General features: G+C 66.9%; 19 protein-coding genes. 14 read left to right on the top strand and 5 right to left on the bottom strand.

Annotated elements, in window-relative coordinates; genetic code table 11:
* Positions 1-107 precede the first annotated feature (107 nt).
* Positions 108-398 carry a hypothetical protein gene (locus ACGLHR_RS43185; RefSeq protein ID WP_267606552.1) on the top strand — a complete coding sequence of 97 codons (291 nt, stop codon included), beginning with the start codon at positions 108-110 and terminating at the stop codon, positions 396-398.
* 142 nt (positions 399-540) lie between these two features.
* On the top strand, positions 541-1536 hold the full coding sequence (locus ACGLHR_RS43180; RefSeq protein WP_400102020.1) for a Bug family tripartite tricarboxylate transporter substrate binding protein: 996 nt from the start codon (positions 541-543) through the stop codon (positions 1534-1536).
* A 35-nt stretch (positions 1537-1571) separates the two neighbouring features.
* Here ACGLHR_RS43180 and ACGLHR_RS43175 read toward each other — a convergent pair whose 3' ends face one another.
* A complete protein-coding gene (locus tag ACGLHR_RS43175) occupies positions 1572-2264 on the bottom strand; it encodes a response regulator transcription factor (protein WP_400102019.1) in 693 nt (230 codons plus the stop codon).
* Between the two features lie 232 nt (positions 2265-2496).
* Between ACGLHR_RS43175 and ACGLHR_RS43170 the strand changes: the two genes are divergently transcribed.
* Positions 2497-3195: a response regulator transcription factor gene (locus ACGLHR_RS43170; protein WP_400102022.1), complete on the top strand. Its 699-nt coding sequence runs from the start codon at positions 2497-2499 to the stop codon at positions 3193-3195.
* 8 nt (positions 3196-3203) lie between these two features.
* A complete protein-coding gene (locus ACGLHR_RS43165; protein ID WP_400102018.1) occupies positions 3204-4019 on the top strand; it encodes a hypothetical protein in 816 nt (271 codons plus the stop codon).
* An 81-nt stretch (positions 4020-4100) separates the two neighbouring features.
* On the opposite strand, the gene ACGLHR_RS43160 is transcribed toward ACGLHR_RS43165, so the two are convergent.
* The 4 genes from ACGLHR_RS43160 to minC all read right to left on the bottom strand — a co-directional run bounded on the left by ACGLHR_RS43160 (position 4101) and on the right by minC (position 7509).
* A complete protein-coding gene (locus ACGLHR_RS43160) occupies positions 4101-5183 on the bottom strand; it encodes a porin (protein WP_400102017.1) in 1083 nt (360 codons plus the stop codon).
* A gap of 352 nt (positions 5184-5535) precedes the next feature.
* Positions 5536-5790 (bottom strand): cell division topological specificity factor MinE, encoded by a 255-nt coding sequence (gene minE, locus ACGLHR_RS43155; RefSeq protein WP_006164360.1) that lies wholly within the window; start codon positions 5788-5790, stop codon positions 5536-5538.
* 15 nt (positions 5791-5805) lie between these two features.
* Positions 5806-6621 carry a septum site-determining protein MinD gene (minD, locus tag ACGLHR_RS43150; RefSeq protein WP_267605014.1) on the bottom strand — a complete coding sequence of 272 codons (816 nt, stop codon included), beginning with the start codon at positions 6619-6621 and terminating at the stop codon, positions 5806-5808.
* A 63-nt stretch (positions 6622-6684) separates the two neighbouring features.
* On the bottom strand, positions 6685-7509 hold the full coding sequence (gene minC / locus ACGLHR_RS43145; protein WP_400102016.1) for a septum site-determining protein MinC: 825 nt from the start codon (positions 7507-7509) through the stop codon (positions 6685-6687).
* Positions 7510-7653: 144 nt separating this feature from the next.
* On the opposite strand from minC, the gene ACGLHR_RS43140 reads away from it, so the two are divergent.
* The 10 genes from ACGLHR_RS43140 to ACGLHR_RS43095 form a co-directional block, all read left to right on the top strand.
* Complete coding sequence (locus tag ACGLHR_RS43140; RefSeq protein ID WP_400102015.1) at positions 7654-8625, top strand: magnesium and cobalt transport protein CorA; 972 nt, start codon at positions 7654-7656, stop codon at positions 8623-8625.
* A gap of 287 nt (positions 8626-8912) precedes the next feature.
* Positions 8913-11000: a hypothetical protein gene (locus ACGLHR_RS43135; RefSeq protein ID WP_400102014.1), complete on the top strand. Its 2088-nt coding sequence runs from the start codon at positions 8913-8915 to the stop codon at positions 10998-11000.
* Positions 11001-11266: 266 nt separating this feature from the next.
* Positions 11267-11434 carry a hypothetical protein gene (locus tag ACGLHR_RS43130; protein ID WP_267605022.1) on the top strand — a complete coding sequence of 56 codons (168 nt, stop codon included), beginning with the start codon at positions 11267-11269 and terminating at the stop codon, positions 11432-11434.
* Positions 11434-11523 carry a K(+)-transporting ATPase subunit F gene (kdpF, locus tag ACGLHR_RS43125; protein ID WP_006164365.1) on the top strand — a complete coding sequence of 30 codons (90 nt, stop codon included), beginning with the start codon at positions 11434-11436 and terminating at the stop codon, positions 11521-11523. Before ACGLHR_RS43130 ends, kdpF begins: the two co-directional genes overlap by 1 nt.
* Positions 11523-13343, top strand: a complete 1821-nt coding sequence (gene kdpA, locus ACGLHR_RS43120) for a potassium-transporting ATPase subunit KdpA (protein WP_400102013.1) — start codon at positions 11523-11525, stop codon at positions 13341-13343. Before kdpF ends, kdpA begins: the two co-directional genes overlap by 1 nt.
* Before the next feature lie 149 nt (positions 13344-13492).
* Complete coding sequence (gene kdpB, locus ACGLHR_RS43115) at positions 13493-15583, top strand: potassium-transporting ATPase subunit KdpB (protein ID WP_400102021.1); 2091 nt, start codon at positions 13493-13495, stop codon at positions 15581-15583.
* 75 nt (positions 15584-15658) lie between these two features.
* Complete coding sequence (gene kdpC, locus ACGLHR_RS43110; protein WP_400102012.1) at positions 15659-16276, top strand: potassium-transporting ATPase subunit KdpC; 618 nt, start codon at positions 15659-15661, stop codon at positions 16274-16276.
* A gap of 339 nt (positions 16277-16615) precedes the next feature.
* A complete protein-coding gene (locus ACGLHR_RS43105; protein WP_400102011.1) occupies positions 16616-19558 on the top strand; it encodes a DUF4118 domain-containing protein in 2943 nt (980 codons plus the stop codon).
* 1 nt (position 19559) lies between these two features.
* Positions 19560-20255: a two-component system response regulator KdpE gene (gene kdpE / locus ACGLHR_RS43100; RefSeq protein WP_267605029.1), complete on the top strand. Its 696-nt coding sequence runs from the start codon at positions 19560-19562 to the stop codon at positions 20253-20255.
* Positions 20256-20278: 23 nt separating this feature from the next.
* Positions 20279-20461, top strand: a 183-nt coding sequence (locus ACGLHR_RS43095) for a hypothetical protein (protein ID WP_400102010.1), incomplete at its 3' end; no start/stop codon positions are given.

Here is a 20461-nt window from a genome sequence, read left to right as displayed (position 1 = left end):
TGAAGAACCGGATGCCTTAATTGGGCTCGTCCGGGTCTGTGAGGGACGAGGGGGGTAACCTCCTCGTCTACTCGGAAGGGTGAATGGCGCGCCGTTTTTGCGGCATCATGGCGGGCATGACGCCTGCCGTACCTTCCCCCACCCCCACCCGGCCCGCTTGCGATCACTGCCTGGCGCTAGCGGCGGATTCCCGCCGGCGCGAGCCGCATGAGCGGCTCGTGCTCAAGCACACCGCGCCGCTGGTCAGCCAGAGCGCCGCGGGCGTGCCGTTCAGCATGCTCACGTTCACCTGCCGCGAGTGCGGCACCGTATGGCGGCTCTATGACCGCGCCAACGAGCTCTTTGTCTCGTGGGTGCCGGACCGCCCGTTGGGCCGCGGCGCCGATCGGATAACATAGCGCCTGTTTCCCGCAGGCGTGCTGACGGACCAGCGCCCGGTCCCGGGCCGCCCGGCGGCGCCAGCGCGGCCAAGTTCCGTAGTTCCGCTGTTCCGTTGTTCCGTCGTTCCGTCTCCCAACCGTTGTCCTCGTCGTTCCCTCCATGTCCGCTTCCCACCGAATTCCCCTGCTGGCTGCTGCCTCCGTGGTTGCCGCCGCCCTGGCGAGCCCGCTCGCCAACGCCGCTGACGCCGCTAACACGTATCCCGCGCGCCCCATCCGGCTGATCGTGGCCTATCCCACCGGCGGCATCAGCGACACCGTGGCGCGCGCGCTCGGCGAGCGCCTGTCGGCCCAGATGGGCGCCTCGGTGGTGGTGGAAAACAAGGCGGGCGCGGGCGGCAGCATCGGCATCGACGCCGTGGCCAAGGCCGCGCCGGACGGCTATACGCTGGGCTTTGCCTCGACCAGCCCGCTCACGCTCAATCCGCACGTGGGCCGCGTCAACTACGATCCGCAGCGCGACATCGCGCCGGTCATGAGCGTGATGTACTCGCCGGTGCTGGTGATCGCCACGTCGAGCTTCGGCGGCAAGTCGTTCCAGGACCTGCTGGCGCAAGCCAAGGCCAAGCCTGGCTCGGTGCGCTGGGCCACGTCGGGCCTGGGCACGGTGGGCCATGTCATGCTGGAGCAGATCAAGTCCAAGGCCAAGGCCGACCTGACCCTGATCCCCTACAAGGGCGCGGGCCAGCAGATGAACGACGCCCTCGGCGGCCAGTTCGAGGTGATGAGCACCAACGCCAGCCCCATGCTGACCCAGCATATGCAGGCTGCCCGGCTGCGCCCGCTGGCGGTGGGCGCGCCCAAGCGCATCGAGTCGCTGCCCAATGTGCCGACCTTTGCCGAGCTGGGGTATCCGAAAGCCAACCTTACTTCCACCTTCGGCATCTTCGCGCCCGCCCACACGCCGGTAGCCATCATTACCCGGCTGAATGCCGAACTGAACAAGGCCCTGCAAGAGCCCGAGGTGCGCGAGCGCCTGCTCAAGGGCGGCGAAGTCCCCACCGGCGGCACCGCCGCGCAGTTCGCCAAGGCCATCCATGCGGAATATGACGACAACGCCCGCATCGTGAAGGAAGCGGGCATCAAGGCGGACTGACGGGACAAGGCCGGCGAGCAGGACGAGCGGCCGCATCACGGCTGCTCGATCAGGTCCAGCCGGCAGCCGGTGGCATACACCGCCGACAGGCGCACGCCGTTGCGCGGCTCCAGCGCCAGCTTGGTGCGCACGCGCGACAGGTGGCTGTCCACCGTGCGCGATGCCGGCGGCACGCCGCGGCGCCAGACCGATTCCTCGATGGTCTGGCGCAGCAACAACTGGCCGGCATGGCGGAACAGCAAGACCGCCAGCTCATACTCCTTGGGCGCCAGCTTGACCAGGCGGCCGTTGACGAAGGCGCGCCGCTCGGCCAGCACAAAGCGGTAAGCGCCCAGCTTCAGGTCGCCGCAGGCCGGCGCCACCGGCGCCATGCGCCGCAGCAGCGCATCGACGCGCGCCGCCAGCTCGGCGCGGCGCACCGGGGCCGGCAGGAAGGCATCCGCGCCATGGGCGAAGCATCGGGCGATATGGTCGTCGTTATCGTGCTGGCTCAGCAGCATCACCGGTAATTCATTGCCGAGGGTACGGCGTATCCACAGCAAGACGTCACGCGCCGGGATGCCGGGAATCTCCCAGGCCATCAGCAACAGCGCGTATGGCTCGTTGCGCAGCGCCTGCATCAGCGCGCCCCCTTCGCGAAAGCGCACCGCCTCATGGCCGCCGAGCCTGAGCGTCTGCTCCAGCAGGATGGCTCTTGCCGGGTTGTCCTCCAGTACTGCGACTCGCATGAACTCTCTCCTCGTGCGCGGCATTGCCAGGGCATCTTAGCGTCGCGGCCCGCGTCGCGGACAGTTAAAGGAAGCCTCCGCCGCAGATTACGAAAATTCTCATCCGAAAGACTTCTCCCGCGGTTTTTAATGACGGATAGCCCCGCATCGTCGGGTCATTCCCTGGCGCCGACCGCGCCAATCACCGCGAGACCGGCAGGCGTCCAAGCCTTTCCGGCCAAATTGCATGGGTATGAAGATCGCTTCACTGGAAGACGAACCCGCCGAGGCGGCCCTGATCCGGCAGATACTCGGCGAGGCCGGGCATGCCTGCACCACCTTCACGCGCAGCCGCGACCTGCTGCTGCAACTGCGCGAGGAAAACTTCGACCTGCTGCTGCTCGACTGGCAGATGCCGGATCTCTCCGGCAAGGAGGTCCTGACCTGGGTGCGCGCCAACCTGGACCGGCGCGTGCCGGTGATGTTCCTGACCTGCCGCGTGGCGGAGGAAGACGTCGTCGATGGCCTCGCCACCGGCGCCGACGACTACATGCTCAAGCCGGTGCGCCGCGGCGAGCTGCTGGCGCGCACCCATTCGCTGCTGCGCCGCGCCTATCCGGACCCCGGCAGCGGCCGCGCGCAGGTAGCGCTGGCCGATTACGTCATCGACTGCGCCGCGCGCACGGTGGCGCATCGCGCCCAGCCGCTCAGGCTGACCCCCAAGGAGTTCGACCTGGCCGTGCTGCTGTTTCGCAACGAAGGCCGCATCGTGTCGCGCGACCATATCGTGGCGGCGGTCTGGGGGCGCGAGATCTCGCCGCTGTCGCGCACCATCGATACCCATATGTCGCGCGTGCGCAGCAAGCTGGCCCTGCACCCGGAGCACGGGCTGCGGCTGCTGCCCGTCTACACGCATGGCTACAGGCTGGAGCTGACCAGCGCCGCGCAATGACGGCGTGGATGCGCCGTGAAATCCTGCGATGGGTGGCGGGCTTGCGCGCAGCCGCGCTTTGCCTGGAGCGTATCGCGCAGAGGATGGAGGCCGGCAGGGGGGAGGGCGGACGCGACAAGCCCGCGGGCATGGCCGCCATCCGCGCCATGCTGCCTGTCGGCGGCGCCATCGACGCGGCGGCCTGCGAGAGCGCGGCGCTGGCCTCCTGGCAAACCGCCATGCGCGCGTTGTCGCACGATCTGCGCGCGCCGCAGAGTGCCATCCTGGCGCTGGCGCAATTGCAGCAGGGCGCGCCGTCCGCCTGCGCATTCGAGGCCTTCGTGGCGCAGACGGCGGGCTATGCGCAGGCGTCGCTGCGCCTGACCGACGATATCGCACGGCTGCTGCGCGAGCTTGCCCATGGCTACCACATGGAGATACTGGAGCTGACGGCGCTGCTGCGCGAGCCAGCCGATACGCTCTGGCAGACTGCGGGGCCCGCGCCCGAGCTCGAGCTCGACCTGGCGGGGCGCAAGGTCTGGATACGCGGCGATGCCGCCATGCTGCCCGAAGCCCTACGCTTGCTGATGGCGCTGGCATTGTCCTCTGCCGCAAGCACGGCGCCGCGGGTGCGCCAATGGCTCGACGGCCGCATCTGCCGGATATCCATCGCCTTCGTGCCCGATGCCGATGCGTGGCAGGCGGCGCGTGGCGATGCGCCGGCGCTGCAGTTCTGCCGCCGCGTGCTGCTGCGCCATGGCGGCGCGCTCGACGCCGGCGGCAGTGCCGAAACCGATGCCGATCGGCGCGTCACCTGGCATCTGCGCCTGCCGGTGCTGCCATGAAAAACAAAAAAGCACCCAAAGGTGCTTTCTTGTCGTCTGACGTGTCCCCCGCCCGAGCGGGGGGCAAGCCTGAAGGGACAATCAGAAAATGTGGCGAATACCGACGGCCGCACCGGTCTGGTTGTTCTTGCCCGGCAGTTCGGTCTTCGTACCGCCGGTCAACTTGTTGTAGTCCACGGTGCCGTAGACCTGGGTGCGCTTGGACAGCGAGTACTCGGCCAGCAGCACGCCGGTGTAGCGGTTGCCTTGGTTGTTGGACACGCCGTTCGCGTTCTTGACATGGTCGCCGTAGAACACACCGGTCAGGGCCAGCGCCGGGGTGACCTGGTAAGTCAGGCCCAGGTAACCGATGATGTCCTTGCGCGGGTTCGAGGTGAAGCTGCCCACCGGGACCGGGTTGGCGGTCCCAGCGGCCAGGGCGTCGCCGTTCAGGCTGGCGTCGACGGAACCGGTGCGGTCCTTGCCACCCACGTAGCCCAGGAATACCTTGGCCGGGCCGATACTGTACCGACCTGCCGCGCCCCACATTTGCTGCTTGTTGCCGTTGGTGTCGCGGACTTCCTGGAACACGCCACCGAAGCCGAACGGGCCGACGGTGTACGCAGCGCGGGTGCCCCAGTATTGCGAAGAGGTGAAGGAGCCAGCCTTTTCACCAAAGCCGTAGCTGGCGCCCACGTTCAGGCCGCCGAACTTGCCGTCATAGCTGACCACATTGTCATTGCGGAAGTTCGTCAGGAAGAACGGCCAGGCATTGCCGGTGTAGTTGCCGATGGTCAGCGGATCGTAGTCGCCGAAGAAGGTAAAGCCCTCGGTGTACTGGCGGCCCAGCTTGATAGTGCCGAAGTCGCCGGCCAGGCCCACATATGCCTGACGGCCGAACAGACGACCACCTTGGTTAGCCCTGCCGGTATCCGGATCGAAGCCGTTTTCCAGTTGGAAGATCGCCTTCAGGTTGTTGCCCAAGGCTTCGGTGCCCTTGATGCCCCAGCGGCTGTTGGTGATGGCGCCGTTGGTCAGCTGGTACAGGCTGTCATTGTTGGCGTTCGAATTGTTGGTGTAGCGCAGGCTCTGGTCGACGATACCGTACAGGGTCACCGACGATTGGGCGTAGGCGCTGCCGGCCAGCAGCGTACCAAGTGCAAGGGTGAGGGCTGATTTCTTCATATGGCTCCTTTTCTATTCTGTGGTGTCCGCGGCCGGATCGCGACGGCGGACGAGTTTACGTTTCGTGTAAACGCCCGCGAAAATTTAACAAAACAGAAAAGATTTAGACACTAATGCACACCGTTGACAGCCTCTAAGCCGGCAATTGGTGCAAAAGCGTTGCGACGCCGCGACAAATTTACATAATGGTGCATCGCGAGATGAAGCCAGCGCTACTCGTGCACCCCACGGCCGTGGGGATGGTGCCGGCAGCGCGAGCGCGCTCCGGCTGCCAGGGCTGGCCAGGCGGGCGTTTCATGGTGAAGCGCCGCCGCTTGAAGCGCGGGCCGGTGACCGCTGGCCCGGCTCAGGGTTATCCCTGTGGGATCTCGATCTTGACCTCGAGCACCTCGAGATTGTCCTGGCGTTCCAGGCTCACGCGCAGGTCCTGGTCGCTGATCTTGACATACTTCGAAATCACCGCGACCAGCTCGCGCTGCAGGGCGGGAAGGTAATCGGCCGGCGCGGAATGGCCGGTGCGTTCATGGGCGAGGATGATCTGCAACCGCTCCTTGGCAACCGAGGCGGACTTCTTCTTCTCGCCGAGCAGGAAGGACAGAATCGACATGATGGTAGACCCCCCTTACTTGTTGCCGAAGATGCGCGAGAGCAGCCCCGGCTTTTGATAGTCGACAAAGCGCATCGGCTTGTCCTTGCCGAGGAAGCGGTCCACCAGGTCGCCATAGGCGTCGGCCACGTCGGAGCCTTCCAGGTGGATGGCCGGCGTGCCCTGGTTGGACGCGTGCAGCACGGCTTCGGATTCCGGCACCACGCCGATCAGCTTGATGCGCAGGATTTCCTGGATATCGGTAAGCGACAGCATTTCGCCGCCGTGCACGCGCTTCGGGTTGTAGCGCGTGATCAGCAGGTGTTCCTTGATCGGGTCGCCGCCTTCGGCAGCGCGCTTGGTCTTGGACGACAGGATGCCCAGGATGCGGTCCGAGTCGCGCACCGAGGACACCTCGGGGTTGGTCACGACCAGGGCCTCGTCGGCGAAATACATGGCCAGGAGGGCGCCGGACTCGATGCCCGCGGGCGAGTCGCAGACGATGAACTCGAAGCCCATGTCGATCAGGCCATTGATGACCTTCTCCACGCCTTCCTTGGTGAGCGCGTCTTTGTCGCGCGTCTGCGAGGCCGGCAGGATGAACAGGTTCTCGCACTTCTTGTCCTTGATCAGCGCCTGGTTCAGGTTGGCTTCGCCCTGTACCACGTTGACCAGGTCATACACCACGCGACGCTCGCAACCCATGATCAGGTCGAGGTTGCGCAGGCCGACGTCGAAATCGATCACGGCAGTCTTATGGCCACGCAGGGCCAGGCCGGCGGAAAAGCTGGCGCTGGTGGTGGTCTTGCCTACGCCTCCCTTGCCGGAGGTCACAACGATGATTTTTGCCATGGCTCTTGGATCCAGTAATGGTTGAAGCTTGCGCTGCTTTTGGTTTGGGCTCGGCGGCGGGTGTTACTTCATCCGGAGCGGTTCGAGAATCAGTTTCTCCCCGGACAGCCGCACCTGGGCCGACTTGCCCAGCACGTCGGCGGGCAGCGGCAGTTCGGCGGTGCGGTAGATGCCGGCGATGGAGAGCAGTTCGGGCTCCAGGCAGGTGCAGAAGATCCGCGCCTGCGCGTAGCCCTTGACCCCCGCCAGCGCGCGGCCGCGCAGCGGGGCATAAATATGGATATTGCCTTCGGCGATGACCTCGGCGCCGTAGCTGACCAGGTCGAGGATCACCACGTCGCCGGCGGCATAGATCTGCTGGCCGGAGCGCAGCGGCTTGTCGATCAGCATGGTGGGCAGGCTGCGCGACGCGGCTTCGGCGATGGCAGCCGCGGCGGCGGCTTCCACTTCGGCGGCCGCGGCCTTTGCCTCGGCCTGGGCCGCAGCCTGGGCGTCGGCCAGTGCTTCGGCGGGCGAGGGGCCTGCCGGCGCGGCTGGTTCGGCCTGCGGGGCTTCGTCCCGGCCGCCGCGCCGGCCCTGGCTATCCAGCAGCGGCAGGCCGAACGACTCGGCCCAGCCCCGCTGTGCCTCGCGGGCCACCACGCCGATGGCGCGGGCCTTGAGCAGGGCCAGGGTCTCGATCACCGTGTCCAGGGCTACCCGGTCGTCGCCTTCCAGCCGGCGCAGGTCCAGGGCCACCACATCGTTGGAGAAGAAATCGGGGGTCGATTCGAAACGGGACAGGAGATCGTCACGCAGCGCCGCGATGTCAGTGGTCTTGAGAGCGAGAAGGAGGGCGTCGACATTGCCACTGCGCAGCTCGAAGCGTGGCGATTTCTTCTGGGACATAGTCGGTGACCGTGGAAATGGGACATTCTAACTTCGTCTGGGTGCAGAACTGTAACAAATGCCGGATGATAGGAGACCAGTGCCGGATGCGGCGCGTTGACGGCGCTCTTGTTACGATTGCGCCATCTGAACAACGGAGTAGCCATGGGCGCGATCGTCAACAGTGTGGCCTACCGCAGCGGCAAGCGCGTGGGCGATGTCGCCCTGGACCAGATCAGCGACGCAATCGCCGTCCCTGGCACCTTCGTCTGGCTGGGCTTGCACGAACCGGACCTGCCCCTGCTGCGCAAGGTGCAGCAGGAATTTGGCCTGCACGACCTGGCGGTGGAGGATGCCCTGGACGCCCACCAGCGCCCCAAGCTGGAGACCTACGGCGACTCCATCTTCCTCGTGCTGAACACCGCACAACTGGTGGACGAGGAGGTGGTGGTGGGCGAGACCCACCTGTTCGTCGGCCCCAACTATGTGGTGTCGGTCCGTCACGGCGTGAGCAGCAGCTACGCGCCGGTGCGCGAGCGCTGCGAGAGCGCCGCGCGCGCGCTGGCCAACGGCCCGGGCTACGTGCTCTACGCGCTGATGGATTTCGTGGTGGACCACTACATGCCCATCGTCACCCGGCTCGAGGATGCCTTCGAGCAGCTTGAGCAAGGCATCTTCCGCGACGAGTTCGACCGCGCCGCGATCGAGCACCTGTACCACATCAAGCGCCAGGTGCTGCGCCTGCGCAATGCGGTCTACCCGATCGAGGAGATCTGCGGGCAACTGATCCGCTTGCACGAGGACCTGGTGCCCAAGGAGCTGCGTGCGTACTTCCGCGACATCGAGGACCATGCCAGCCGCCTGGTGCGCACGCTCGACGTGGTGCGCGAGATGCTGACCACCGCGGTGCAGGTGAACCTGGCGCTGGTCACGGTGGGCCAGAACGAAGTGGTCAAGCGCCTGGCCGGCTGGGGCGCCATCCTGGCGATTCCCACCGTGGTGTTCAGCTTGTACGGCATGAACTTCAATTTCATGCCGGAGCTGAAGTTCCACTATGCCTATCCGGTGGTGATCGGGGTGACCGCGATGGCCTGCGGCGGGCTCTGGCGCAAGCTGCATAAGTCGGGCTGGATCTGACCTGCGCGGCGCGGCAGCCCGGTTGCCACGCCTGCCGTCTCCACAGAGTCCCCGTTTTTCCCTGCCATTCCTCCCCGCGCAGTCCGGGGCGGGACGCCATGCCATGTTTATGGGATTCCCACCTGCTGGCCGGCTGCTTAGTCTTGCCCGTGCCGGGGACGCAAGCCCGCTGCCATCGGCCGGCTAACGAATAACAAGGTCCTGCCGTAAATCAAATTGCCGGCACGGCGCTGGCAAAAAAGAAAAGCAGAAGAAACACCGGAATCCATTCTCAGGGGAGAAATCCAATGAAGCTTCAACTTCAGGCATTCGGGGTCGCGCTGAGCGGCGCGGCGCTGCTGGCGCTGGCCGCCTGCGGCGGCGGTGGCAGCGATAGCGCAAGCAGCGGTTCCACTGGCGACAAGCCGGTCCTGGCCGCGGCCGCGGTGACCGGCACGGCCGCCACCGGCGCCGCGCTCGCCAACGCCAACGTGGCCATTACCGATAGCGCGGGCGTATCGCCCTGCCAGGAAGCCGCGATCACCACTAGCGCCCTGGGCAGCTACACCTGCACCCTGAAGACGGGCGAGGTCGCGCCGTTCTTCGTGGTCGTCACGGATCCCACGGGCAACACTGCCCCGCTGGTCAGCGTGAGCACCGTCACGCCGGCTGCCGGCGCCAAGCTGACCATCAACGCCACGCCGCTGACCACCGCCATCGTGGCGCAGCTGGCCGCCGACGGCAATCCGCTGACGCTCGTCAGCGGCAAGACGGTGGATGCGGCCGCCCTGCAAAAGGTCACCGCCAACGTGGTCGCGCAGCTCGCCAGCGTGCTCGCCGCCGTCGGCGCCCCCGCCGGCTACGACCCGTTCTCGACCGCCATCACGGCCGCAACGTCAGCCGGTGTCGGCAATACCGCCGACCAGTTGCTCGATATCGTCAAGGTGGTGACGGACCCGGCCACCGGCAAGCTGGCGCTGGCCACCGTGGATAACCCGACGCCCGTGGCCATCGCCACCGCCACCAGCACGGGCGGCACGCTCGCTGCGCCGCCCGCCGCCGTCGCGGCCCTGCCGCAGGCAGCCCAGGCGGTCGCCAAGGCGTTCTCGGCCTGCTTTGCGCTGCCCGTCTCGCAGCGCGTGACGTCCTCCGATGCCACGCTGCCCGCCTCGCAAGGCGGCCCGGAGGTCAACGGGGTGGCGTCCGCGTGCCAGAACATCGCTGCTGACATCAGCAACGCGGCCGCTGTCGACTTCCTGCACAACGGCTACTACTTCGGACAGCTGCTCTATGGCATCCTGACCAGCGATTCCATGACGAACGCCCAGTTCAGCGTGCCGGAAATCATGGCGTTCTATCCCGCCGCATCGACTGCCTCGGGGCGCGACGAAGCCATCCTCAACATCAAGTACCTGGACGCCAGCGGCAATCCCGGCAACATCATCACCACGGCACGCGATATCGCGGGCGGCGCGACCAGCGCGCATCCGTCGAGCTGGTGGCTGGTCGGCAACCAGCAGCCGGTGGATGTCACGCTCAAGCTCCAGATCCGGCGCGTCGAGCAGCTCAACCCTGGCTTTAACAAGAACAACAACAACTACAGCCACTTCCAGAGCGGCATCCAGTTCCTGATCAACGCCAAGGGTCCGGGCAGCGTCGTCAACAACGCCCCCCTGAGCTATGCACGTGTGACCGGGCCCGGCTTACCGAGCAATGGCATCGTCTATATCGCGCCGGTTTCGGCCGAGGTGGGCCAGACCTACATGGACGTGAGCAACAAGACTGGCACGGTACCCGTCACCGCCCAGTGCGGCAACGAGTTCAGCCCGCCCTCGCCGTCGTACAACTGCCCGAACTTCTGGTTCTCGCGGACCGTCGGCCTCAGCGGTAGCGCAGCCAGCACCCTGGCGGGCAATCCCGCCAGCCTGGTGTGGGCGCAAGCGGCGGACAACGCCGATGCCTCCAAGGTGGTCAAGGGTGCGAAGTACCGTATCGAGCTGTTTCACGGCACCAACACCACGCCGACCTACAGCGACACCAAGACCCTGCTGAGCAACCTCGTGCCGGCCACCCAAGGGGTGAACCTGCCGTGGAACACGCTGGGCAGCAAGTCGCTGGCCGCGCTGGACCCGTCAAACGCCAGCCTGGCCGGTGCGCAGTCGTCGCTGACGGCGGACTGGGTGCAGAACGTGGCCGCCCAGCAGATCGGCAGCGTCGCCGCCTCGGTCGACAGCATCGGGACCTGGAGCACGTCCACGCCGGCGCCCAAGGGCGCGACCTCGATCGTGGTCAATGCGGCGGTGCCGGCCTTCACGGCCACCACCACGCGCGGCCTGCTGTTCGGGTATCGCATGCTGGATAACACCAACAAGTCGGCGGTCTACACGTACAACTGATCTACAACGGATTCAACGGATCAGGCGCTCCTGACGCGGCCGGCGCCACAGCCGGCTTCGGCGTCCTGCATAGCCCCGCAAGGCCAAAAGCCTGCGGGGCTTTTTTTCTAGCCGGCACATGCGCCGTGCGGCGGCGCCGCCACGCGCTTTCGCGCCGTTTTTACGCGTTTTTTATATTTTCTTTACACCTCCGCCTCCCCTCTCTACCCCGTTTTTACCGCTCGATCCCTAATCTGCCATCTGTGAATCACTCACGGTGTGTTGCCATGGACGGGATCTATTTCATTGGTTTGTTGCTGTTTGGTGCGCTGACTGGCGCACTGCTGCTCTTGTGCGCCGCGCTCGCAGGCAAACCGCCGGGAGCGTCCGAGGGACCGGGCGCAGACGCCGCCGACGCGCGCCGCAAGGACAGCGCCACGGACAGGAGGCTGTGATGGACTGGGCTGACCTGTTGGGCGGCGTGCTCGCCGTTGCTGTCTTTATCTACCTCCTGATCGCCCTGTTCCGGCCGGAGAAATTCTGATGTCCACCGAATTCCTGGGACTACTGGTCCTCTACCTTGCCATCCTGCTGGCGCTCGCGCCCTTCGTGGGGCGCTATATCCGCCGCGCGATGGAGGACGACCGCTACCGCGCCACGGCCTGGGGCCGCCCGTTCGAGCGCGTGCTGTATCGCGTGGCCGGCGTGCGCGCCAATGCCGAGATGGGCTGGAAGCAATATGCCATCGCGGTCATCGCTTTCAACATGCTGGGCGTGGTGGCGGTCTATGTGCTGCAGCGCGTGCAGGTCTGGCTGCCGCTCAACCCGCAAGGCTTCGGCGCGGTTTCGCCGGATTCCGCCTTCAATACCGCGATCAGCTTCGTGTCCAACACGAACTGGCAGGGCTACGCGGGCGAATCCACCATGAGCTATCTCACGCAGATGCTGGCGCTCACGGTGCAGAACTTCTTCTCGGCGGCCACCGGCATCGCCGTGGTGTTCGCGCTGATCCGTGGCTTCGCGCGCCAGAGCGCGGCCACCATCGGCAACTTCTGGGTGGACATGACGCGCTGCACGCTCTACGTGCTGGTGCCGATTGCCGCCGCGATCGCGCTGGCGCTGGTCAGCCAGGGCGTGATCCAGAATTTCGACAGCTACAAGGAAGTCAGCCTGGTCACGCCCATCGAATACAGCCAGCCCAAGGTGGACGCAGCCGGCCAGCCCGTGCTCGACGCCAAGGGCGCGCCGGTGATGGAGGCCATGAAGACCGACAAGCAGACGCTGGCAATGGGCCCGGTGGCTTCGCAGGAAGCCATCAAGATGCTCGGCACCAACGGCGGCGGCTTCTTCAACGCCAACTCGGCGCATCCCTTCGAGAACCCGACCGAGCTCGCCAACCTGATCCAGATGCTGGCCATCTTCCTGATCCCGGCAGCGCTGTGCTTCACCTTCGGCGAGATGGTCAAGGACCGCCGCCAGGGCGTGGCGATCCTGGCCTCGATGGCGGTGATCTTCATCGTGATGGCATGCGTCGCGGCGGCCTCCGAGCAGCAGGCCAACGCCGCGCTGGCGGGTTTGCCGATCGACCACGCGGCAAGCGCCCTGCAGGCGGGCGGCAATATGGAAGGCAAGGAAACGCGCTTTGGCATCGCCGCCACCGCGCTGTTCGCCACCATCACCACGGCAGCGTCGTGCGGCGCGGTCAACGCCATGCACGACTCCTTCACCGCCATCGGCGGGCTGGTGCCGATGCTGCTGATACAGCTTGGCGAGGTGGTGTTCGGCGGGGTTGGCTCGGGCCTGTACGGCATGCTGGTGTACGCGGTGCTCGCCGTGTTCATCGCGGGCTTGATGATCGGCCGCACGCCGGAGTACCTGGGCAAGAAGATCGAAACCTATGAGATGAAGATGACCGCGGTGGCGATCCTCGTCACGCCGCTGCTGGTGCTGCTGGGCACGGCGGTGGCGGTGATGGTGGAGCCCGGCCGCGCGGGCGTGTTCAACCCCGGCACGCACGGCTTCTCGGAAATCCTCTACGCGCTCTCGTCGGCGGCCAATAACAACGGCAGCGCCTTCGGCGGCTTGTCGGCGAACACGCCCTTCTACAACGTGCTGCTGGCCGCCGCGATGTGGTTCGGCCGCTTCTGGATCATCGTGCCGATCCTGGCCATGGCGGGCTCGCTGGCTGCCAAGCGCAGGCTGCCGGTGACGGGCGGCACCATGCCCACGCACGGCCCGCTGTTCGTGGTGCTGCTGGTCGGCTCGGTGCTGATGGTGGGCGCGCTTACCTATATCCCGGCGCTGGCGCTGGGCCCGGTGGCGGAGCAGCTGCAGGCGCCGGTGGTCTCGGCTGCGAGCAAGTAATGGAGAAACGCATGCAACAAGAATCCATGGTGACGGGCGGCAAGAACGCCGGCGTGGCACCGGCAAACACAACCCAGGCAACCAGCGTGGTCACGCCGGGCCTGGCCACGCAAAGGAGTGGCGGCCATCATCGCCCGGCACGCGGCGGCATGTTCGCGCCCGAGCTGGTCAAGCCCGCCCTGCTCGATGCGGTGAAGAAGCTCTCGCCGCGCGACCAGTTGCGCAACCCGGTGATGTTCGTGGTCTATGCGGGCAGCATCCTGACCACCATCCTGTTCTTGCGCGCGCTGTTCTCGCCCGCCACGGCGGGCGGCGAGAGCGCCGGCTTTATCCTGGCCGTGTCGGTGTGGCTGTGGTTCACCGTGCTGTTCGCCAATTTTGCCGAAGCGCTGGCAGAAGGGCGCAGCAAGCAGCAGGCCGAAGCGTTGCGCGGCCTGAAGACCACCGTCACCGCCAAGCTGATCAAGGAAGGCCGGCGCGACTACCGCGCCGCCGGCGCCACCGAGCCGCGCGGTGCTGCCGCGCTGCGCCGTGGCGACGTGGTGCTGGTCGAGGCCGGCGACATGGTGCCCGGCGACGGGGACGTGATCGAAGGCGTGGCCTCGGTGGATGAGAGCGCCATCACCGGCGAATCGGCTCCCGTGATCCGCGAATCCGGTGGCGACTTTTCTTCGGTCACCGGCGGCACGCGCGTGCTGTCCGACTGGATCGTGGTGCGCATCACCACCAATCCGGGCGAGAGCTTCATCGACCGCATGATCACCATGGTGGAAGGCGCCAAGCGCCAGAAGACGCCGAACGAACTGGCGCTGACCATCCTGCTGGTCGGGTTGACCATCGTGTTGCTGCTGGCCACCGCCACGCTGCAGCCGTTCTCGGTGTACAGCGTGTTCGTCGCCAAGGCCGGCATGCCCGTCACCATCACCGTGCTGATCGCGCTGCTGGTGTGCCTGATCCCGACCACCATCGGCGGCCTCTTGTCGGCCATCGGCGTGGCCGGCATGAGCCGCATGATGGAAGCCAACGTGATCGCCACCTCGGGCCGCGCGGTGGAGGCCGCCGGCGACGTGGACGTGCTGCTGCTCGACAAGACCGGCACCATCACCCACGGCAATCGCCAGGCTTCGCGCTTTATCGCCGCGCCCGGCGTGTCGGCGCAGCAACTGGCCGAAGCCGCCTGGCTGTCGTCGCTGGCCGATGAAACGCCGGAGGGCCGCAGCATCGTCACGCTGGCGCGCCAGCAGGCCGGCGCCGCCACGCCCGATATCAGCGCGCTGCGCCCGATCTTCGTGCCGTTTACCGCGCAGACCCGCATGAGCGGCGTGGATGCCGGCGGCCGCAGCGTGCGCAAGGGCGCCGCCGACGCCGTGCGCAAGTATGTGACCGAGCGTGCCGGCAAGTTCCCCGACGCCGTGATGCCGGCCGTGGACGACGTGGCCCGCGCCGGCAGCACGCCGCTGGTGGTGGCTGAGTCCAGCACCGACGGCAATGGCGAGAACGTGCGCGTGCTCGGCGTGGTGGAGCTCAAGGACATCGTCAAGTCCGGCATTCGCGAGCGCTTCGGCGAGCTGCGCAAGATGGGCATCAAGACGGTGATGATCACCGGCGACAACCGCCTCACCGCCGCGTCGATCGCAGCGGAAGCCGGCGTCGATGACTTCCTCGCCGAAGCCACGCCAGAAGCCAAGCTCAAGCTGATCCGCGACTACCAGGCCGAAGGCCGCCTGGTGGCGATGACCGGCGACGGCACCAACGATGCCCCGGCGCTGGCGCAGGCCGACGTGGCGGTGGCGATGAACAGCGGCACGCAGGCGGCGAAGGAAGCCGGCAACATGGTCGACCTCGACAGCAATCCGACCAAGCTGATCGAGATCGTCGAGATCGGCAAGCAGATGCTGATGACGCGTGGCTCGCTGACCACCTTCAGCGTGGCCAACGATGTGGCCAAGTACTTCGCCATCATCCCGGCCGCCTTCGCCACCACGTACCCGCAGCTCAACCAGCTCAACGTGATGGGCTTGTCCACGCCGGCCTCGGCCATCCTGTCGGCGGTGATCTTCAACGCGCTGATCATCGTGGTGCTGATCCCGCTGGCGCTGCGCGGCGTGGTGTATCGCCCGCTCGGCGCGGCCATCTTGCTGCGGCGCAACCTGCTGGTGTACGGCCTCGGCGGCATCCTGGTGCCCTTTGTCGGCATAAAGGTGATCGACATGATCCTCACGCTGTTCGGCTGGGTCTGAGCGCAGCATCGCAAGCATCGCAAGCATCGCAAGCATCGCAAGCATCGCACGCGCTGCACATAAACGGAGCAATCCATGAATACGCAAGTCCAACCCGCCCAGCCCGCCACGCCCATCCAGGGCGGCCTGCTGCGCCCCATGCTGACGATTTTTGTCGTGCTGTCGGCCGTCACCGGCCTGTTGTACCCCGGCGTGATCACCGGCATCTCGCGCGCCGTGTTCCCGCATGAAGCGGCCGGCTCGCTGATCGTCAAGGACGGCCATGCCATCGGCTCGGAACTGATCGGCCAGCCGTTCTCGGACCCGAAGTACTTCTGGGGCCGCTTGTCAGCCACCGCGCCCATGCCTTATAACGCGGCGGCTTCCGCCGGCTCCAACCTCGGCCCGAGCAACCCGGCCCTGACCGATGCCGCGCGCGCCCGTATCGACGCGCTGCGCGAGGCGGATCCCGACAACAAGGCGGCGGTGCCGGTGGATCTGGTCACGGCGTCCGGCAGTGGCCTCGATCCGCAGATCAGCCCTGCCGCGGCGCAGTACCAGGCGGCACGCGTGGCCCGGGTGCGCGGGTTGCCGCTGGAGCGCGTGCAGGCGCTGGTTGCGGCCAACACGGAAAAGCCGCTGCTCGCGGTGATGGGCGATCCGGTGGTGAATGTGCTCAAGTTGAATCTGGCGCTGGATGGCCAGAAGCAGTGAGGTTTGGGAAGGGATTGGCGCGCAAACAATGCCCGCTGGTTTGCTCCCCTCTCCCGCGCTGCGGATGCGGGGCTGGGGGGGAGGGCGGGCGCTGGCTACGCCGTCGTGCTGGAAAGCACCACGGGCTTTGCTTGAAGTGGCTCCTTGCTAAGCCACCCCTCTCCCCGGCCCTCTCCCCCTGAGGGGAGAGGGAGAGACAGCCGTCGTCGTAGTGCGCGGTTTTTGGCCTGTTCTGCTGCTTCGGCATGCGCCCCCGGCGCGCTATTCGCGCGGTGTTCGACCGCAGGCGTGGCACAATCGTTTTCATCCATCCTCCTCTCCGTGCAATGACCCCCCACCATGCCTGACACCGCCCAGCGCGACGCTCCCGAGCGGCCCGATCCCGACGCCCTGCTGCAACGCATGCAGGAGGAGGGCGAGCGTGCCGCGCGCGGCAAGCTGCGTGTGTATTTCGGCGCTTCCGCCGGCGTCGGCAAGACCTTCGCCATGCTCACCGCCGCGCGGGCGCTGCGCGAGCAGGGCAGCGATGTCGTGATCGGCGTGGTCGAGACCCATGGCCGCGCCGAGACCGAGGTGCTGATCGCGGATCTGGAGCGGCTGCCGATGAGGGCCATGCCGCATCACAAGCTCGACGATCGCGTGCTGCTGGAGTTCGACCTGGACGGCGCGCTGGCCAGGCGCCCGGCGCTGATCCTGGTCGACGAGCTGGCGCATTCCAACGCCACCGGCAGCCGCCACCCCAAGCGCTGGCAGGACATCGAGGAATTGCTGTCGACCGGCATCGATGTGTGGACCACCGTCAACGTCCAGCACCTGGACAGCCTCAACGAGGCGGTGGGCGGCATCACCGGCATCCGCGTGTGGGAGACCGTGCCCGACACGGTCTTCGACGACGCCGACGAAGTCATCCTGGTGGACCTGCCCGCCGATGAATTGCTGCGGCGGCTGCGCGACGGCAAGGTCTACCTGCCGGAGCAGGCGCGCACCGCGGCCACCAATTTCTTCCGCAAGGGCAACCTGATCGCGTTGCGCGAGCTCGCGCTGCGCCGCACCGCCGACCGCGTCGACGATGACGTGCGCGCTTACCGCCATGCCGAATCGATCCGCCCGGTGTGGCGCACGCGCGAAGCGGTGCTGGCGTGCATCGGCACCGGCGACGATGCCGGGCAGGTGGTCAAGAGCGCGCGCCGGCTAGCCGGGCAACTGGATTGCGACTGGCATGTGGTCACGGTGGCCACGCCGCGCCTGGCGCCGTTTGCCGTGCATGAGCGCACCAACGTGCAGGAGGCGATGCGGCTCGCGGAAGAGCTCGGCGCGCGCACCGAAACCCTGGCCGGCAGCGATATCGTGCAGGCGGTGACGGGCTATGTGCGGCGCCACAACCTGACCAAGGTGGTGGTGGGGCGCGCACCCGGCAACTGGCGCCCCAGCGGCGGCGGCCTGCTGGCGCGTGGCCGCGCGTTGATCGCGCTCAGCCTGGCGCCGTTCCTGGGCGCGCGCGCATGGCTGTTCGGGCGCCATAGCTTTGCCGATTCGCTGGCCCTGGGCTGCCCGGAGATCGACGTGATCCGTGTTGCCGCCGATGCCATGGGCACCGACACGCGCGGCCGCGCGCAGCCGGAGCCGGGGCGCGCCGACGTGCGCGAGGACCCGGCCCGCAACGACGTCAGCGGCGTGGTGGCGCACCGCGTGGACTATCTGTGGGCAATCGCGTGGTGCGCGGGCGCCAGCTTGTTGTCGGCGGTGGCGCGCCCGTGGTTCGAGTTGGTCAACATCGCCATGCTGTTCCTGGCCGCAGTGGTGGCGGTGGCGCTGCGCCACGGGCGCGGGCCCGCCGCGCTGGCCTCGGTGGTGTCGGTGGCGGCCTTCGACTTTTTCTTCGTGCCGCCGCGCATGTCGTTCTCGGTGAGCGATGTGCAGTACCTGGTGACGTTCGTGGTGATGCTTGCGGTGGGCCTTGTGATCGGCCAGCTCACTGCCGGCCTGCGCGAGCAAGCGCAGGTGTCGGTGGAGCGCGAAACCGATGCGCGCACCCTGTACGAGCTGGCGCGCGAGTTGTCCGCCGCTTTGATGCCCGAGCAGATCATCGACATCAGCAGCCGCTTCCTGCAAGCTGCGCTTGGCGCGCGCTCGGCATTCTTCCTGGTCTCGGCCAAGGGGCGGTTGATGCCGCCCGTGATCGATCCCATGCAACGCGGCAGCGACGCGATCGATCCCGTGCTGGCGCAATGGGTGTTCGATCACGGCCAGCCTGCCGGCACCGGCACCCACACGCTGCCGGGCAGCACCGTGCTCTACCTGCCGCTCAAGGCGCCCATGCAGACGCGCGGCGTGCTGGCGGTGGAGCCGCAGGAGTGGCGCGCCTTCGCGCGGCCCGAGCGGCGCCGGCAGATCGATGTGTTCGCCACGCTGATCGCGATCGCCATCGAGCGGCTGCACTATGTGGAGGTGGCGCAGCAGGCGCTGGTGTCGATGGAATCGGAGCGGCTGCGCAGCTCGCTCTTGGCCGCGGTCTCGCATGATCTGCGCACGCCGCTGACCAGCCTGATCGGCATGGCCGAGACCATGCAGCGCGCGGAGCCGCCGCTGCCGCCGTCGTTGTCGGAAACGGTCGGCGCGATGCGCGAGCAGGCGCTGCGCATGCGCACCATGGTGGTCAACCTGCTCGACATGGCGCGCCTGCAAAGCCGCGACGTGCGCATGCAAAAAGAGTGGCAGTCGCTCGAAGAGCTGGTCGGCGCGGCGCTTGCCGGCATGCGTGATGCGCTGTCGCGGCACCGCGTGTCGGTCGCGGATCTATCGGCGCTGCCGCTGGTGGAGTGCGATGCGGTACTGATGGAGCGCGTGCTGTGCAACCTGCTGGAGAACGCTGCCAAGTACACGCCGCCGGGCACCGGCATCCGCATCTCCGGCGAAGTGGTCGAAGCGGAGGTGCGGCTCGCGGTGGCGGACGACGGCCCTGGCGTGCCGCGCGGGCAGGAGCTTTCGATCTTCCAGAAATTCACGCGCGGCGAGCGCGAGTCCGCGACCGCGGGCGTTGGCCTCGGCCTGGCCGTGTGCGAAGCCATCGTGCAGGTGCACGGCGGGCGCATCTGGGTGGAGAGCGTGAACGCGGACCACACTGGCGCACGCTTTGTCGTGGCGCTGCCGCGCGGCAATCCGCCTGCGATCGAGCCCGAGCCGCTTGAGTTGCCTGGGCCGGCTGAATCGCTGCAAGCCGCCGCGCACGGAAGCGGCGCCGGGCTGGTCGCGCACGGTGCAGCAAACAAGGAGTCCAACTGAAATGGCATTTGAATTTTCGCCGACTGTCCTGCTGGTCGAAGACGAGCCGCATATCCGGCGCTTCGTGCGCGAGGCGCTGCAGGCAGAAGGCTGTGCCGTGCATGAGGCCGAGACGCTCAAGCGCGGCCTGATCGATGCCGGCACGCGCCAGCCCGACGTGGTGATCCTCGACCTGGGCCTGCCCGACGGCGACGGCATGACGCTGATCCGCGAGATGCGCACCTGGACCGAAGTGCCCGTGCTGGTGCTATCGGCGCGCTCCGGCGAGGACGACAAGATCGCCGCGCTGGACGCCGGCGCGGACGATTACCTGACCAAGCCTTTCGGCGTGGGCGAGCTGATCGCGCGCGTGCGCGTGCTGCTGCGCAGGCATGCCAAGACCAATCCGCAAGGCACGCCGCAGATCGCCTTTGGCGAGGTGCAGATCGACCTGGCCAACCGCGTGGTCACCCGCGCCGGGCAGGATGTGCACCTGACGCCGATCGAGTATCGCTTGCTTGCCGTGCTGATCGCGCATCGCGGCAAGGTCATGACGCATCGCGAACTGCTGCGGGAAGTATGGGGGCCGGCGCACTCGGAGAGCAGCCATTATTTGCGGGTGTATATGGGGCACTTGCGGCACAAGCTGGAGGCTGATCCGGCGCAGCCTTCGCATTTGATGACTGAGGTGGGGGTGGGGTATCGGTTTGTGGGGTGAGGGGTGAGGGGAGTGGTTGTTGGTTGCAAGATCAGCTGCAACTGCAACTGCAACTGCAACTGCAACTGCAACTGCAACTGCAACTGCAACTGCAAAATCAGCTTCAACTGCTTAACTGCAAGGTCAAAAGCCTAAAGTCAAAGGCAGTTTCACCTCCCCTGCGGGGAGGCGACCTACTTTCTTGTCTCGCCAAGAAAGTAGGCAAA

The organism is Cupriavidus sp. CuC1, assembly GCF_044627735.1.
GTDB lineage: Bacteria > Pseudomonadota > Gammaproteobacteria > Burkholderiales > Burkholderiaceae > Cupriavidus > Cupriavidus ulmosensis.
The sequence above is the reverse complement of the archived record's forward strand: the minus strand, read 5'-3'. Positions and strand labels throughout refer to the sequence as shown.

Bases quoted from the DNA above. Each gene is read 5' to 3' on its own strand.
- ACGLHR_RS43185 (WP_267606552.1), top strand. From the start codon at position 108: ATGGCGGGCATGACGCCTGCCGTACCTTCCCCCACCCCCACCCGGCCC.
- ACGLHR_RS43180 (WP_400102020.1), top strand. From the start codon at position 541: ATGTCCGCTTCCCACCGAATTCCCCTGCTGGCTGCTGCCTCCGTGGTT.
- ACGLHR_RS43175 (WP_400102019.1), bottom strand. From the start codon at position 2,264: ATGCGAGTCGCAGTACTGGAGGACAACCCGGCAAGAGCCATCCTGCTG.
- ACGLHR_RS43170 (WP_400102022.1), top strand. From the start codon at position 2,497: ATGAAGATCGCTTCACTGGAAGACGAACCCGCCGAGGCGGCCCTGATC.
- ACGLHR_RS43165 (WP_400102018.1), top strand. From the start codon at position 3,204: ATGCGCCGTGAAATCCTGCGATGGGTGGCGGGCTTGCGCGCAGCCGCG.
- ACGLHR_RS43160 (WP_400102017.1), bottom strand. From the start codon at position 5,183: ATGAAGAAATCAGCCCTCACCCTTGCACTTGGTACGCTGCTGGCCGGC.
- minE (WP_006164360.1), bottom strand. From the start codon at position 5,790: ATGTCGATTCTGTCCTTCCTGCTCGGCGAGAAGAAGAAGTCCGCCTCG.
- minD (WP_267605014.1), bottom strand. From the start codon at position 6,621: ATGGCAAAAATCATCGTTGTGACCTCCGGCAAGGGAGGCGTAGGCAAG.
- minC (WP_400102016.1), bottom strand. From the start codon at position 7,509: ATGTCCCAGAAGAAATCGCCACGCTTCGAGCTGCGCAGTGGCAATGTC.
- ACGLHR_RS43140 (WP_400102015.1), top strand. From the start codon at position 7,654: ATGGGCGCGATCGTCAACAGTGTGGCCTACCGCAGCGGCAAGCGCGTG.
- ACGLHR_RS43135 (WP_400102014.1), top strand. From the start codon at position 8,913: ATGAAGCTTCAACTTCAGGCATTCGGGGTCGCGCTGAGCGGCGCGGCG.
- ACGLHR_RS43130 (WP_267605022.1), top strand. From the start codon at position 11,267: ATGGACGGGATCTATTTCATTGGTTTGTTGCTGTTTGGTGCGCTGACT.
- kdpF (WP_006164365.1), top strand. From the start codon at position 11,434: ATGGACTGGGCTGACCTGTTGGGCGGCGTGCTCGCCGTTGCTGTCTTT.
- kdpA (WP_400102013.1), top strand. From the start codon at position 11,523: ATGTCCACCGAATTCCTGGGACTACTGGTCCTCTACCTTGCCATCCTG.
- kdpB (WP_400102021.1), top strand. From the start codon at position 13,493: ATGTTCGCGCCCGAGCTGGTCAAGCCCGCCCTGCTCGATGCGGTGAAG.
- kdpC (WP_400102012.1), top strand. From the start codon at position 15,659: ATGAATACGCAAGTCCAACCCGCCCAGCCCGCCACGCCCATCCAGGGC.
- ACGLHR_RS43105 (WP_400102011.1), top strand. From the start codon at position 16,616: ATGCCTGACACCGCCCAGCGCGACGCTCCCGAGCGGCCCGATCCCGAC.
- kdpE (WP_267605029.1), top strand. From the start codon at position 19,560: ATGGCATTTGAATTTTCGCCGACTGTCCTGCTGGTCGAAGACGAGCCG.